Source organism: Streptomyces sp. NPDC005799, assembly GCF_040630525.1.
Classification (GTDB): Bacteria; Actinomycetota; Actinomycetes; order Streptomycetales; family Streptomycetaceae; genus Streptomyces; species Streptomyces griseorubiginosus_B.
The window spans coordinates 53,269-67,956 of the sequence record NZ_JBEXXQ010000025.1 but is presented as its reverse complement, the minus strand read 5'-3'; the positions used below and the strand labels follow the sequence as shown (position 1 = coordinate 67,956).

Annotated in this window: 11 protein-coding genes and 1 pseudogene; 9 read left to right on the top strand and 3 right to left on the bottom strand. The window is 71.3% G+C overall.

Annotation, left to right across the window (positions count from 1 at the left end; genetic code table 11):
• Positions 1-27 precede the first annotated feature (27 nt).
• From panD to ABZ453_RS24505, 3 genes and pseudogenes are all read left to right on the top strand, one after another.
• Positions 28-447 (top strand): aspartate 1-decarboxylase, encoded by a 420-nt coding sequence (gene panD / locus ABZ453_RS24515; protein WP_359017683.1) that lies wholly within the window; start codon positions 28-30, stop codon positions 445-447.
• A gap of 37 nt (positions 448-484) precedes the next feature.
• Complete coding sequence (locus ABZ453_RS24510) at positions 485-838, top strand: GNAT family N-acetyltransferase (protein WP_359017680.1); 354 nt, start codon at positions 485-487, stop codon at positions 836-838.
• A gap of 5 nt (positions 839-843) precedes the next feature.
• Positions 844-1,173 (top strand): annotated as a pseudogene (locus ABZ453_RS24505) (arylsulfatase); the annotation flags it as partial.
• A 541-nt stretch (positions 1,174-1,714) separates the two neighbouring features.
• Here ABZ453_RS24505 and gndA read toward each other — a convergent pair.
• Entirely contained in the window at positions 1,715-3,154 is a 1,440-nt protein-coding gene (gndA, locus tag ABZ453_RS24500) for an NADP-dependent phosphogluconate dehydrogenase (RefSeq protein ID WP_359017678.1), read from the bottom strand.
• Between the two features lie 278 nt (positions 3,155-3,432).
• Between gndA and ABZ453_RS24495 the strand changes: the two genes are divergently transcribed.
• Entirely contained in the window at positions 3,433-4,611 is a 1,179-nt protein-coding gene (locus ABZ453_RS24495) for a transglycosylase family protein (RefSeq protein WP_359017676.1), read from the top strand.
• Here the strand turns inward: ABZ453_RS24495 and ABZ453_RS24490 are convergent.
• Positions 4,601-5,698, bottom strand: a complete 1,098-nt coding sequence (locus ABZ453_RS24490) for a DMT family transporter (RefSeq protein ID WP_359017674.1) — start codon at positions 5,696-5,698, stop codon at positions 4,601-4,603. The two genes, ABZ453_RS24495 and ABZ453_RS24490, sit on opposite strands and share 11 nt — an antisense overlap.
• A gap of 213 nt (positions 5,699-5,911) precedes the next feature.
• Here ABZ453_RS24490 and ABZ453_RS24485 point away from each other — a divergent pair, with 213 nt between their 5' ends.
• The 3 genes from ABZ453_RS24485 (at position 5,912) to glgC (ending at position 9,161) form a co-directional block, all read left to right on the top strand.
• Positions 5,912-6,670, top strand: coding sequence for a (2Fe-2S)-binding protein (locus ABZ453_RS24485; protein ID WP_359017672.1), 759 nt, complete (start codon positions 5,912-5,914; stop codon positions 6,668-6,670).
• 37 nt (positions 6,671-6,707) lie between these two features.
• Positions 6,708-7,859, top strand: a complete 1,152-nt coding sequence (glgA, locus tag ABZ453_RS24480) for a glycogen synthase (RefSeq protein ID WP_359017670.1) — start codon at positions 6,708-6,710, stop codon at positions 7,857-7,859.
• Between the two features lie 81 nt (positions 7,860-7,940).
• Positions 7,941-9,161, top strand: coding sequence for a glucose-1-phosphate adenylyltransferase (glgC, locus tag ABZ453_RS24475; protein ID WP_359017668.1), 1,221 nt, complete (start codon positions 7,941-7,943; stop codon positions 9,159-9,161).
• 12 nt (positions 9,162-9,173) lie between these two features.
• Here glgC and ABZ453_RS24470 read toward each other — a convergent pair whose 3' ends face one another.
• Positions 9,174-9,557, bottom strand: a complete 384-nt coding sequence (locus tag ABZ453_RS24470) for a cupin domain-containing protein (RefSeq protein WP_359017666.1) — start codon at positions 9,555-9,557, stop codon at positions 9,174-9,176.
• 164 nt (positions 9,558-9,721) lie between these two features.
• Between ABZ453_RS24470 and ABZ453_RS24465 the strand changes: the two genes are divergently transcribed.
• Both ABZ453_RS24465 and ABZ453_RS24460 read left to right on the top strand, forming a co-directional pair.
• Complete coding sequence (locus ABZ453_RS24465; protein ID WP_359017664.1) at positions 9,722-12,334, top strand: PA14 domain-containing protein; 2,613 nt, start codon at positions 9,722-9,724, stop codon at positions 12,332-12,334.
• 28 nt (positions 12,335-12,362) lie between these two features.
• Positions 12,363-14,684, top strand: a complete 2,322-nt coding sequence (locus ABZ453_RS24460; RefSeq protein WP_359017661.1) for a GH92 family glycosyl hydrolase — start codon at positions 12,363-12,365, stop codon at positions 14,682-14,684.
• The last annotated feature ends 4 nt before the right edge of the window (positions 14,685-14,688 follow it).

Here is a 14,688-nt window from a genome sequence, read left to right as displayed (position 1 = left end):
GCAGGGAGCGAATATCGGGAGTGCTGAATGCTTCGTACCCTGTTCAAGTCCAAGATCCACCGCGCCACGGTCACCCAGGCCGACCTGCACTACGTGGGATCGGTGACCATCGACGCCGAACTGCTCGACGCGGCCGACCTGTTGCCCGGCGAGCTCGTGCACATCGTCGACATCACCAACGGGGCGCGCCTGGAGACGTACGTCATCGAGGGCGAGCGCGGCTCGGGCGTGATCGGGATCAACGGTGCCGCCGCCCATCTCGTCCATCCCGGCGACCTGGTGATCATCATCAGTTACGCTCAGCTGGACGACGCCGAGGCACGGGCCTTCGAACCGCGAGTGGTGCACGTGGACCGCGACAACCGCATCGTGGCCCTGGGCGCCGACCCGTCCGAGCCGGTGCCGGGCTCGGACCAGGAGCGCAGCCCGCAGGCCGTACCGGCCTGATCACCGATCACTCGTCCTTCGGACCAGGAGCGTGCCCATGAGCGACATCGAGATCCGCGACGACCGGACGGCGGGCCGCCTGGAGGCGATCGGTGAAGGGACGGACGGCGAAGTCGTCGGCCACATCGAGTACTTCGTCCTCGAATCGCCGGGGCGCGCCCTGGTCCCCGTCCACACGATCGTGGAGCCGGCCCATGAGGGGAAGGGCATCGCGGGCTCCCTCGCCCGCGAGTTGTACGCCATCGCCGAGCGCGAGGGCGTCGTGGTCGCCCCTCTGTGTCCGTACGTCGTGAAGTGGGCCGAGCGCCACCCCGACCAGGCCCCTGCGGCCGACCCCGAGCTGCTGCGCGCGGCGCGGGACTGGCTGCGCGCGCATCCGGGCCGGTTCTGAACGGCGTGCTCGCCCTCCTGCACACCTCGCCCGCCCACGTCCCCGTCTTCGAGGCACTGCGCGACGAGCACCACCCCGGTCTCGCACTGCGGCACCTGGTCGACGAGGAACTGCTGGCCCGGGCCCGCCGTGAGGGCCCGGAGGCGGTGGCCGACGAGGTGCGGGCGGCCGTCGGCAGGGCGGTCGCCGACGGGGCCCGGGCCGTGCTGTGCACCTGCTCGACGATCGGCGGCGTCGCGGAGGCGGCGGGGGCCGGTGCCGGGGTGCCGGTCCTGCGCTCGGACCGTCCGATGGCGGCCGCCGCCGTGGCGGCCGGACCGCGGATCGTCGTGCTCACGCGCGCCGGGCGTCGTGAGCGGCTTGTTGGTCGGGGTCGGGGACGTGCCGAGTAGGTGGGGCACCTGGGGCGGCTCAGGGAGCCGGCGCTGAAGCGGGAGTCCGGTGGCCGGGGCCGGTCGGCTCGGGGAGGTCGCTCGGGGGAGTGAGTGGGGAGGCGTCCGTCGGGTAGGCGGGGAAGAGTCCAGACCCGACGACGACTGGCCGGAGGGCGCCATGACCGAGCCGTATCCCGACCCCACTCCGCCCACCCCCGGGCCGGGCCCGGACCCGCAACCCCCCGACCCGTACCCCTCCCCGGTGCCCACCCCGCAGCCACCCCCGGGCCCGGAACCCACCCCGCCCCCGCAGCCGCCCTCCCCACCGATCCCGACCCCGCCACCGGACCCGTCCCCGGTGCCCCCGGGCCCGGAACCGGTACCGAGTCCGGAGCCGGGACCGCCGTTGACCTGAACCGGTGGCCCGCACGCGGCGGGTGTCGCGGCGCGAAACGACGGCGGGCGGCCGCTCGGGCCGCCCGCCGCCTCGTGCCGTCCTCCGTTACGCGGAGACCTCCGAGCGGTCCCCGCCCCACAGCGTGTGGAACGAGCCGTCCTGGTCGGTGCGGCGGTAGGTGTGGGCGCCGAAGAAGTCGCGCTGGCCCTGGGTGAGGGCCGCGGGCAGGCGCTCGGCGCGCAGGGCGTCGTAGTAGGCGAGGGCCGCGGCGAAGCCCGGGGTCGGGACGCCCTGGCGGGTCGCGGCGACCAGCACCTCGCGCCAGTCGTCCTGGGCGGTCGCGATCTCCTGGGCGAAGGTCTCGTCCGACAGCAGGCTCGGCAGGTCCGCGCGGGCGTCGTAGGCGGCGCGGATGCGGTCCAGGAAGGCCGCCCGGATGATGCAGCCGCCGCGCCAGATCGCCGACACGGCACCCAGGTCGATGTCCCAGTCGTACTCCTCGCGGGCCGCCGCGATCTCGTGGAAGCCCTGGGTGTAGGAGACGATCTTCGAGGCGTACAGCGCCTGCTCGACCCGGTCCGCGAAGGCCGCCGCCTCCGACTCGCCCAGCGTCTGCGCCTTCGGGCCGGCCAGACCGCGCGAGGCCTCGCGCAGCGCGGCGTGACCGGACAGGGAGCGGGCGAAGACCGCCTCCGCGATGCCGGACACCGGCACGCCCAGGTCAAGGGCGATCTGGACCGTCCAGCGGCCCGTGCCCTTCTGCTCGGCCTGGTCGACGACCACGTCCACGAACGGCTTGCCCGTCGCCGCGTCCACGTGGGACAGCACCTCGGCCGTGATCTCGATGAGGTAGGAGTCGAGGCGCCCGGTGTTCCAGGTGCGGAAGATCTCCGCGATCTGCGCGGGGGAGTAGCCGGCGACGTCGCGCAGCAACTGGTAGGCCTCACCGATGAGCTGCATGTCGGCGTACTCGATGCCGTTGTGGACCATCTTCACGAAGTGCCCGGCGCCGTCGGGACCGACATGGGTCACACACGGAGCGCCGTCCTTGGCCTTCGCGGAGATCTTCTCCAGCATCGGGCCGAGCGAGTCGTACGACTCCTTCGGACCGCCCGGCATGATGCTCGGGCCGTTCAGCGCGCCCTCCTCGCCGCCGGAGACGCCCATGCCCACGAAGTGGATGCCCTGCTCGCGCAGTTCGCGCTCCCGGCGCCGGGTGTCCGCGAAGTGCGCGTTGCCGCCGTCGATGATCATGTCGCCGGGCTCCAGGAGCGGCGCGAACTCATGGATCACCGCGTCGGTCGGCTCGCCCGCCTTGACCATGATGACCAGCCGCCGCGGCCGCTCCAGCGCCGCCACGAACTCCTTGGCGGTCTCGGCCGCGATGAAGTCGCCCTCGTTCCCGAACTCCTCCACCAGGGCGTGCGTACGCGCCGCCGTCCGGTTGTGCAGAGCGACCGTGTAGCCGTTGCGCGCGAAGTTGCGGGCGAGATTGCGGCCCATGACCGCGAGTCCCGTGACGCCGATCTGGGCTGTGTTGCTCATTCGGTTGGCTCCTTGAGGATCCGGTATCGGTGGTGCCGTTCGTGCCCGTCAGTATCGCCCCACCGACCATCCTGACGTGCCGGTACGCCGAGCGCATGTCCGGGTCGCCCGGTGTGCCGCAGGCAGATACGCACGACGGGCCCCGCCTGTCTCAGCCTCTGTGCAACTGCCGTCTATTCCTGGTTCCTTGCGGGACAGGGCGGCCGATTGCCGTCTTGTCATGGCCTGTTCGGCACGCTTACTTTTGGCCCTCCTGACGCATGTCGAGGGGGATCTCCATGGCCGTACGCGGCCGGCACCGCCGGTATCAGCCGAACAGGATCAACCGAGCCTCACTGACCGTCACCGCCTCCAGCGCGGGCATGGCGATCCCGCTGATCGGCGCCGGCACCGCGCACGCGGCCGACGTGTCCACCTGGAACAAGGTCGCCGCCTGCGAGTCCTCCGGCAACTGGAGCATCAACACCGGCAACGGCTTCTACGGCGGGCTGCAGTTCACCCAGTCCACCTGGGAGGCCTACGGCGGCACGGTGTACGCCGGGCGCGCGGATCTGGCCACCAAGGACCAGCAGATAGCCGTCGCGGAGAAGGTACTTCGGGGACAGGGGCCGCGCGCCTGGCCCGTGTGCTCGGTCCAGGCCGGGCTGACGCGCGGCGGGGACACGCCGGACCTGCACACCGACGGCACGTCCACCCACCGGACGTCCACTCACCAGACGTCCACCGAGCAGACGTCGACCAGGAAGAAGACGTCCGTGCGGGACGTCCAGCCGGAGTCCACGCCCCAGTCGAGGGCGGGCACGGCCGAGATGTACACCGTGGTGCGCGGCGACAGCCTCTCCGAGATCGCCGACACCCAGCACGTACGCGGCGGTTGGCAGCGGCTGTACGCGGCAAACCGCCGGACCATCGGGTCCGACCCCGACCTCATCCTGCCGGGCCAGCGGCTCGACCTGCGGGCCAAGGCGACCACCACGCACACCGCGTCGGCGAAGTCGTCGACGAAGGAGGCCGCTCCGGCCACCGAGGAGAAGCGGACCACCACCCCTCACCACTCCCTGATCGCCCCGGTGGGCGGGCCGATCGGCACCGGCTATCACGTGGCCGGCTCCTCGTGGTCGAAGGGCTACCACACCGGCGTCGACTTCCCCGTCCCCACCGGCACCTCGGTGCGGTCGGTCGCGGCGGGCCGGGTCGTCACCGCCGGCTGGGGCGGCTCGTACGGCTACCAGGTGGTGATCCGGCACGCGGACGGCCGCTACACCCAGTACGGCCATCTGTCGGCGATCTCCGTGCGGGCGGGGCAGAGCGTGAGCGAGGGCCAGCGCATCGGGCGCTCGGGGGCCACCGGCAACGCCACGGGCCCGCATCTGCACTTCGAGGTGCGGACGGGGCCCGGTTTCGGTTCGGACATCGACCCTCTGAGGTATCTGAGGGCCGGCGGCGTCAGGATCTGACCCGCTCCCGGCGCCGGTGGACGGCCGGCGCCGGGACGTACGAGCCGCCGTAGAAGGGGCCGTAGAAGCGGTAACGGGCCGGGTCGGGAGTCTCCTCGTCGTTCTCGACGTAGGCCACCGCCAGGAACGTGGGGCCCACCTGGGTGGGGACCACGATCCCCGCGGGGAGTTGGGCCACCGGCTCCTCGGGGAGCTCGGCGGGGAACGGCCCGGGGGCGGTCTGCTCGGGCAGGGCCGGCGCGGACTCCTCGGCGGCGGTGCGGGCGATGCGCTCCGTCGTCAGCAGGATCAGGCCACCCGCCGCCACCACGCCGCAGCTCAGCGCGAGAGCGGTGCCGGTGCTTCCGTAGCGGAAGGTCTCGCCGAACATCGTGATGCCGACCGCGGCCGCTATCACCGGGTTGACGACGGTGAGGGTGGCCAGCGGGGCGGCGAGGCCGGCGCCCCGGTAGGAGGCCTGCGACAGCAGCAGTCCGGCCGTGGCGAAGACGCCGATCACGGCGAGTGAGGGCACGTCCGAGAGCGTCACACCGCCGGCCCAGTCGACCGCGACGACCTTGGTGAAGACCGAGGACATGCCGAAGGCTATGCCGGACGCGGTGGCGAGCAGCATGCTGCGCACCGCCGGGTGCCGGTGGGCGGCCCGGCCCGCGATCATGAGGGCCACGACCGCGCCGCCGGTGACCGCGGCCACCGCCACCCGCTGCGCCGTGTCCAGCGACTGCTCGTCGGACGCGCCGACCAGGGACAGCAGACCGGCGAGACCCACGGTCGCCATGATCGCGCCCCGCCAGGCGGTGGAACCGGCCTTGCGGCCCACGAACAGCGCCGCCATCGGCAGCGCCAGCACGATGGTCAGGGCCCCGAGCGGCTGCACCAGGCTGAGCGGACCGTAGGCCAGCGCCGCCACGTGCAGCAGACCGCCGAGGCCGTTCAGCGCCACCGCGGCCCACCAGCCGGGCCGGCGCAGCGGCGCGTACTGCTCGCCGGGGGAGGTCACCGCCACGCGCTCCTGCACGATCGCCCCGCCGGCGTAGGCGACGGCGGAGACGAGGGAGAGGATCACGGACAACGCGAGGGCGCTCATGAGCAGCTGCTCCTCTGCGTGAGGCGGGGGCGGTTGCCCCTGCGCGGCGAACGGTCGGCCTTCATAGCGAACACGATGCCTTGTCGATCTGTTCCCGTCGTCGTCCCTGAGCACCCAATGGGTCCTACTGCCGATGGAGTACGAATCGGGCACTGTCCTCCCCAGGGTGGGTGACCCGGGGTGGACACCCCCTGGGAGGAACCCCTAGGGACCTTGGTACTACTGCTGTTCGTGGACCCGGAGCCCTACCTCGACCCCGATCTCGCCGCGCTCGAAGCGCTGGGCGGCTTCTTCGTCCTGCGCGTGGGCGCGGGACCGGCGGCGCCTCTTCCCAGTCTCGCGCAGACGTACGAAAGTCGCCCTTCGGAGGTTTACGGAAATACGCTGACTTTCCGGGTGGAGAAGGTCGGCGCCGCGCTGCGCGCCCCGGAACCCCGGATCGCCGCCTCGGTGGCCCAGCAGGGGCTCGCCGCCCGGCTGTGGTCGGTCACCCTCGGGTGCGCGGCCCGCTACGGCCGCATCCCCGACCTCGCCCCCGGGCTGCTGCGCTGGGACCCCGGCGCGAGCGCCCCCGACGACCTCTGGCTCTCCGAGGTCCGTCCCCTGCCCGCCGACCCCGCGACGATCGCGGACGTCGTCCTGCGCGGCCACCTCGAACCGCTCGCCAGGGCCCTGCGCGCCCATCACCGCGTCGCCCCCGGCCTGCTGTGGGGCAACGCGGCCTCCGCGCTGGCCGGAACCGCCCGCCAGCTGGAGCACTGGGCCCGCGTGCGGGGCGACGAGGAGGCCGCCACGCGCACCCGTTCCCGCACCGCCGCCCTCCTCGCCCACCCCCTTCTGGCCGGCACCCTCACCGACACCCTCCGGCGCCGCAGCTGCTGCCTCTACTACCGGGTGCCCGGTGGGGGAGTGTGCGGCGACTGTTGCTTCACACGAGCCCCGCGCTCTTCCGCGCGCGGCTCATCTGGGTGACCATGAAGGAACCGGTCGCCGAAACAGGGAGTTGCGGGTGCGAGTCGGACTGCTGACCCGGGAGTACCCGCCGGACGTGTACGGCGGCGCGGGTGTCCATGTCGAGTTCCTCGCCCGGGAGTTGAGTTCCCTGGTCGACCTCGAGGTGCACTGCTGGGGCGAGGGCCGCGGGGTGGGCGTCGCACGGCACCGCTCCTGGGCCGCCCTGGACACCGCCAACGACGCGCTGCGCACCTTCTCCGTGGACCTCGCCATGGCCGCCGGTCTCGAAGGCCGCGAGCTGGTGCACTCCCACACCTGGTACGCCAACCTCGGCGGCCACCTGGCCAAGATGCTGTACGGCGTCCCGCACGTGATGACCGCCCACTCGCTGGAGCCGTTGCGCCCCTGGAAGGCCGAGCAGCTCGGCGGCGGATACGCGCTCTCCAGCTGGGCCGAGCGCACCGCGATCGAGAGCGCCGACGCCGTCATCGCCGTGTCCGGGGCCATGCGCGAGGACATCCTCACCTGCTACCCGACGCTGGATCCGGCCAAGGTCCACATCGTGCACAACGGCATCGACACCACGCTCTACCGCCCCGACCACGGCACCGACGTGCTCGACCGGATCGGCCTCGACCGCACCCGCCCGTTCATCCTGTTCGTCGGCCGGATCACCCGTCAGAAGGGCGTACCGCACCTGCTGCGGGCCGTGCGGGACATCGATCCGGCCGCGCAGGTCGTGCTTTGCGCGGGCGCGCCGGACACACCGGAGATCGACCAGGAGTTCCGCGATCTCTACCAGGAGCTGAGCCGGGTCCGTGAGGGCGTGCACTGGATCCCGCAGATGCTGCCGCGGCCGGAGGTGATCCAGCTGCTCACCCATGCGGCGGTGTTCGTCTGCCCGTCGGTGTACGAGCCCCTCGGCATCGTGAACCTGGAGGCGATGGCCTGCGGCACGTCCGTGGTGGCCTCCCGGGTGGGCGGCATCCCCGAGGTCGTGGACGACGGCCGTACCGGGGTACTCGTCCCGGTGGACGACGACTTCGAGGCGGCCCTCGCGCGAGCACTGGACGCGGTGATCGGCGATCCTGAAGGGGCCCGGCGGATGGGTGAGGCCGGGCGGGTGCGCGCGGTGGAGGAGTTCGGCTGGGACGCCGTCGCCCGCCGTACGGTCGGGCTTTACGAAGAGATCCTCAAACAGGAATAGAACGGTCGGGAGTTCTTCGAACAGGCTTACTCCGCCTCGCCCAGGGGCAGGCATGGATCAACCACGGTGAGGGGAGCGGTCATGCGTCGTGGCGGACCTTCGGTGCTCGGGATCGTCCTTGCGGGCGGAGAAGGCAAACGCCTGATGCCCCTGACAGCCGACCGCGCGAAACCAGCGGTCACCTTCGGCGGGACGTACCGTCTCGTCGACTTCGTCCTGTCCAACCTCGTCAACGGCGACATCCTGCGCGTCTGTGTACTGACGCAGTACAAGTCGCACTCGCTGGACCGGCACATCACCACCACCTGGCGGATGTCCAGTCTGCTCGGCAACTACGTCACCCCGGTCCCGGCCCAGCAGCGGCTCGGCCCGCGCTGGTACCTGGGCAGCGCGGACGCGATCCTGCAGTCGCTGAACCTGATCTACGACGAGCGGCCCGAGTACGTGGTGGTGTTCGGCGCCGACCACGTCTACCGGATGGACCCGCGGCAGATGCTCGCCCAGCACATCGAGAGCGGGGCGGGCGTCACGGTGGCCGGTATCCGGGTGCCGCGCTCGGAGTCCTCGCAGTTCGGTGTGATCACCCCGGGCTCGGACGGGCTGACGGTGGAGCGCTTCCTGGAGAAGCCCGCCGACCCGCCGGGCCTCGCGGACGACCCGGAGTGCGTGTTCGCCTCCATGGGCAACTACATCTTCACCACGAAGGCACTGATCGAGGCATTGCAGCGGGACGCCGAGGACGGAACTTCCGTGCACGACATGGGCGGCTCGATCCTGCCCCAGCTCACCGAGCGGGGCGAGGCCCAGCTGTACGACTTCAGCGCCAACCACGTGCCCGGCGAGACCACCCGGGACCGCGGTTACTGGCGGGACGTGGGCACCCTCGACGCGTACTACGACGCCCACATGGACCTGATCGCCGAGCGGCCCGCCTTCAACCTCTTCAACCGGCAGTGGCCCATCTACACCCACTCCAACCAGCTCTCCCCGGCCCGGTTCAACGCGGGCGGGATCGCCAGCGAGTCCATCATCAGCGCCGGCTGCCTGATCCGCGGCCAGGTCACCCGCTCCGTGCTGTCGCCGGGTGTCCTGGTCGACCCGGGCGCGGTGGTGCAGGGCTCGGTGCTGCACGACAACGTCCACATCGGGCGCGGTGCCATCGTGCGCGGGGCGGTCCTGGACAAGAACGTGGAGGTTCCGCCGGGCGCGACGATCGGCGTCAACCCGGAACGGGACGCGGAGCTGTACACCGTCTCCAAGGGCGGGGTGATCGCCCTCGGGAAGGGGCAGGTGGTGTCGTAGCGGGCGGGAGGGTCAGCCGGGCGGGCGCATCGACTCGAAGTTCTTCATGATCACCTCGCTGGTCCGCTGCAGCTCGTCGGCCGGGCTGAACTGGAGGTACTCGGTGCCCGGCGCGGTGTGCGTGGGCGCGTGGCCCGGCGGCGCGTAGAAGGCGTCGCCGGCCTCGTACGTCTCGTCCCGGTCGGCGTAGTGGAAGACGAGTTCCCCCTTGAAGACATACCCCCAGTGCGGGCACTGGCACCGATCGTCGGGCAGCCCCTTGAGCAGGGGCCGGTGGTCGATGTCCTCGCGGAACGTCAGGAAGTCCACGGCGTAGGACTCGACCTCCTCGGCACGGTCCACGACGGGGCCGAAGTCCCCGCCCTGTGTGGCCGACTGCCTGGAAACCTTCGGCATCTCTCTCGCCTTCTTCCCGCAGAGATCGACCCCTTGTCCCATTCTCCGCCCCTCTCGCGGCCCGGCCACCGGGGTCACTGTCTTGTCATGTCCCTGGACGCGATGCGGAATCCGTGCTGTCATGCCAACTGCTGTCCATGACAACGTTGTTATGGAGGTTTTCCGTGCACCTGGCACGCCTCAGAGACCGACTCGCGTTACTTCTGGCCCTCGCACTCGGCATCGCCGGGCTCGCCGCCGTCCCCGCCGCGACCGCCGCCGGCGACCCGGTGGAGGTCCACGGCCTGAAGGGCGAGTACTACACCCAGTCCGCGCCCGGCGCCTTCGACTTCCATGAGCTCAAGGCGACCGGCTTCGACCCGAACCTCGACTTCGACAACCTCGAGCCGCGCCTGGCGTTCACCACCGGACGGTCCGACGACGTCAGCGTCCGCTGGACCGGGAAGATCGTCCCGGAGAGGACCGGCCCGCACACCTTCTCGATCATCGGCGACAACGGTTTCCGCCTCTGGATCGGCGGACAGCTCGTCATCGACCACTGGGTGGACGACTGGGACAACGAACAGACCGGCCAGCCGGTCGACCTGACCGCGGGACGCGCCTACGACATCAAGGTCGAGTACTTCGAGCACTACGGCGGCTCCAACCTCCACCTGCGCTGGACCGAGCCCGGCGGCACCAAGGCGCCCGTCCCGCAGTCCGCGTTCCGGCTGCCCGACGGCTTCGACTACGACGGCGCCGTCGCCACCACGGTCCTCGCCACCGGCCGCACCCTCAAGCTCGACTTCGCCCAGCCCCTCGCGGCACCCCCGGCCGGCCTCACCGACCACCTCCAAGCGGTGATCGGCGGAGCCAAGTGGCCTTTGGGCAAAGCGGCCTTGGACCCGTCCGACAACAGGTCGCTCCTGATCCCGCTCACCCAGCCCGTCGTCGGCAACAAGACGGGCACCGCCCGCGGCACCGCCGACGTCCGCTACGACGGCAGCGGCGGCCTCACCCGCGCGGACGGCAACGTTGTCAAGGCGTTCTGGTCCAGCGGCCCCAACCGCTCCACCAACGAACTGCGCACGAAATGGGCCGACCAGGTCGGCCCCGACAACGCCCACCCCGAGTACCCGCGCCCACAACTGACCCGCGCCGACTGGCGCAACCTCAACGGGCGTTGGCAGTTCGCCGCGGCGACGGCGGGGGAACGGCCGCCGGTCGGCAGGAACCTCGCCGAGCACATCCTCGTCCCGTACCCCGTCGAGTCCCAGCTCTCCGGGCTGGAACGGCACGAGGACCGCATGTGGTACCGCCGCACCTTCACGGTCCCCGCCGGCTGGAGGATCGGCTCGGGCAAGCGGCTGCGGCTCAACTTCGGGGCCGTCGACTGGCGGGCCGAGGTCTACGTCAACGGCACCAAGGTCACCGAACACCAGGGCGGTTACGACAAGTTCAGCGCCGACATCACCGACGCGCTGAAGCCCGGCCGCACCCAGGAGCTGATCGTCGGCGTGTACGACCCCACCGACGCGGCCGACGGCGAGAACCCGCCCCTCGGCAAACAGCGCCTGGACCCGAGCGGCATCTGGTACACGCCGACCTCGGGCATCTGGCAGACGGTGTGGATGGAGCCGGTGGCGCCCGACCACGTGGACGCGCTGAAGCTCGTCCCGGACGTCGCGAGGAGCCGGCTGACGGTGGAGGCGCAGGGCGTGCGCGCCGGCGTACCGATCACGGCGACCGTGTACGACGGGAAGCGCGAGGTCGCCACGGCGCGCGGCCGGACCGGCGGCCCGCTCACGCTCACCCTCGACAGACCGCGCCTGTGGTCGCCCGACGATCCCTTCCTCTACGGCCTGAAGGTCACCGTCGGCGCCGACCGCGTCGGCAGCTACTTCGGCATGCGCTCGATCTCCGTCGAGAAGGTGAACGGCGTCCCCCGCACCCTCCTCAACGGCAAGCCGGTCTTCATGATGGCCACCCTCGACCAGGGCTTCTGGCCCGACGGCCTCTACACCGCCCCGACCGACGAGGCTCTGGCGTACGACCTCAAGGTGCACAAGCAGCTCGGTTTCAACGCCGTGCGCAAGCACATCAAGGTCGAGCCGGACCGCTGGTTCTACTGGGCCGACCGGCTGGGCCTGATGGTGTGGCAGGACATGCCCGCGATGACGGCCGGGGTGAACCCGTCTCCCGCCGCCCGTGCCGAGTTCGAGCGCGAGATGAAGCAGATCATCGACGAGCACATCAGCAGCCCCTCGGTGGTCATGTGGGTCACCTTCAACGAGGGCTGGGGCCAGTACGACATGGCCCGCATCGCCGACCAGGCCAAAGCGTGGGACCCGTCCCGGCTGGTCGACTCCATGTCGGGGCTGAACCTCGGGGACGACGGCGGCACCGGCGACATCATGGACGAGCACGGCTATCCCAGCCCCGCCCTGCCACCCCACCCGGACGGTCGACGCGCCCTGGTCAGCGGCGAGTACGGCGGCCTGGGGCTGGCGGTGCCCGGTCACGCCTGGTCCGTGCAGCAGTCGTACGTCGACGTCGACCCGGCGACCTACACCGACGACTACCTCGCCAAGCTCGCCGAGGTGCGCGCTCTCGCCTGCGAGGGCGGCAACGGCGCGGTCTACACGCAGATCTCGGACGTCGAGGGCGAGCTCAACGGCCTGCTCACCTACGACCGCGAGGTGCTCAAGCCGGACGCCCGGCGTGTGCGCGCCGCCCAGCGGGCCCTGATCCAGGACGCTTCCATGGCGGTTCCCGCAGGGTGCCCCTCGACCACCTGACCCCCACCCCTTCCGGAGGACTCCCGACATGAGATGGACCCGGCGCCTGCGCCTGTGCACGGCGGGGGCGGTGGCGGCGTCCGCGCTGCTCGCCGCTCCCGTCACCGCCCGGGCCGCCGAGCCGAGCGACGCTCAACTGACCAGCCTGGTCAACCCGTTCATCGGCACCGAGAACGAGGGCAACACCTATCCCGGTGCCGCCGTGCCCTTCGGCATGGTGCAGTTCTCCCCCGACACCGGCCACAACACCGGCTACGACTACTCCCAGAACCACATCCGCGGCTTCTCCCTGGTGCACCTGTCGGGCGTCGGCTGCGGCCTCGGCGGCGACCTGCCGGTGCTGCCCACCACCGGTGACGTCACCCAGACCGACTACGCGCGGTACGCCGCCGAGTTCAGCCACGACGACGAGACGGCGAGCCCCGGCTACTACGAGGTCGGCCTGAAGACCGGCATCAAGGCCGAGCTGACGGCGACACGGCGCACCGGCGTGCAGCGCTACACCTTCCCGGCCACCGGCAAGGCCAACATCCTGCTCAACGCGGCCCAGTCGCTGCACACCGGCGTCTCCTCCGCGGTCGAGATCCTCGACAACCGCACCGTGCGCACCGCCATCACGGGCCGCGGCTTCTGCCAGGACACCAAGCCCTACACCGTCTACACGATCACCCGCTTCGACCGGCCCTTCACCGCGTACGGCACCTGGGACGGCCCGACCGCGACCTCGGGCTCGAAGGCCGGCCGGGACGGCGCCTACGTCCGCTTCGACACGACCAAGGACCGCACCGTCGAGGCGACGACCGCCCTGTCCTACGTCGACGCGCACGGCGCGGCCGTCAACCTCCGCGCCGAGGGCGGGCGTTCCTTCGACGCCGTACGCCACGGAGCGCAACGGGCCTGGGAGGACCGGCTCGACGACGTGCGCGTCAAGGGCGGCGACGACAGCCTGCGGCGGACCTTCTACTCGTCCCTGTACCGGTCCTTCCTCGCGCCCAACATCGGCAGCGACGCCGACGGCCGCTACACCGGCTGGGACCAGCGGATCCACCGCACCGACGGCTTCACCTACTACCAGAACTGGTCCCTGTGGGACACCTACCGCACCCAGTCCCAGCTGCTGTCCCTGCTCGCGCCGCACGAGGCCCGGGACATGGCGATCTCGGTCATCAAGATCTCCGAGGAGAGCGGCTGGCTGCCCAAGTGGGGCTACGGCACGGTCGAGACGAACATCATGACCGGCGACCCGGTCACCCCGTTCCTGACCAACGCCTACCAGCAGGGACTGCTCAAGGGGTACGAGGAGCGGGCCTACCGGGCGCTGAAGCGCAACGCCGACGGGGTGCCGCCCGCGGACTCCCCGGCGGTCGGCCGGGAGGCCGACAAGGAGTACGTCGCCGAGGGCTTCGCCCCGTACATCAAGGGCCGCCCGCACGTGAAGCCCGGCGACTCGGACTACGACCACGGGGCCTCGGCCACCCTGGAGTACGCCCTGTCGGACGCGATGCTCGCCCAGATGGCCCGCGACCTCGGCCACTCGGGCGACGCGGCGCGCTATGCCGCCCGCGCCCAGAGCTACCGGAACATCTTCGACCCCTCGACCGGCTTCTTCCGCGCCCGTGACGCCTCCGGCGCCTTCACCGGCCCGGCCGACCCGGCGCAGAGCGAGGGCTTCCACGAGGGCACGTCCTGGCAGTACCAGTGGCTGGTGCCGCAGGACCTGCCCGGGATGGTCTCCCTGATCGGGGGCGAACAGGCGGCCAACGCCCGGCTCGACTCCTTCTTCGCCTACGACCAACTGCTCGCCGACCCGGCGAGGACGGCCCGCGAGGTGTGGGTCAACGGGCCCTACGACTACTACAACGCCGACAAGTACAACCCGCAGAACGAGCCCGACCTCATCGCCCCGTACACCTATCTGTCGACCGGTCAGCCCTGGAAGACCACCGACGTCGTGCACGCGGCGCTGACCCTCTTCACCGACACCCCGACCGGCATGACCGGAAACGACGACCTCGGCACCATGTCCGCCTGGAACGTGCTGTCGTCGATCGGGATCTTCCCGGTGCAGCCCGGCTACGACACCTGGGGCCTGTCCACGCCGGTCTTCGACCGGGTCGACCTGACCCTGGACCGGCGCTACTACCCGCACGGCGCCCTGAGCATCTCCGCACCCGGCACGTCCGGCACCGACCGGTACATCCAGTCGGCCCGCACGGACGGAAAGGCGTACGACCGGACCTACCTGACGACCGGCGGGCTGCGCGCCCTGCGCTCGCTGTCGTTCACGGTCGGCCCGCACCCGTCTGAGTGGGGTACCTCGGCCCTGGCGGCGCCCCCCGCGCTGAAGTAACCAC

Coding starts and splice junctions, on each gene's coding strand:
- ABZ453_RS24495 (WP_359017676.1), top strand. CDS start 3,433: ATGGCCGTACGCGGCCGGCACCGCCGGTATCAGCCGAACAGGATCAAC.
- glgC (WP_359017668.1), top strand. CDS start 7,941: ATGCGTCGTGGCGGACCTTCGGTGCTCGGGATCGTCCTTGCGGGCGGA.
- ABZ453_RS24460 (WP_359017661.1), top strand. CDS start 12,363: ATGAGATGGACCCGGCGCCTGCGCCTGTGCACGGCGGGGGCGGTGGCG.
- ABZ453_RS24510 (WP_359017680.1), top strand. CDS start 485: ATGAGCGACATCGAGATCCGCGACGACCGGACGGCGGGCCGCCTGGAG.
- gndA (WP_359017678.1), bottom strand. CDS start 3,154: ATGAGCAACACAGCCCAGATCGGCGTCACGGGACTCGCGGTCATGGGC.
- ABZ453_RS24470 (WP_359017666.1), bottom strand. CDS start 9,557: ATGCCGAAGGTTTCCAGGCAGTCGGCCACACAGGGCGGGGACTTCGGC.
- ABZ453_RS24490 (WP_359017674.1), bottom strand. CDS start 5,698: ATGAGCGCCCTCGCGTTGTCCGTGATCCTCTCCCTCGTCTCCGCCGTC.
- panD (WP_359017683.1), top strand. CDS start 28: ATGCTTCGTACCCTGTTCAAGTCCAAGATCCACCGCGCCACGGTCACC.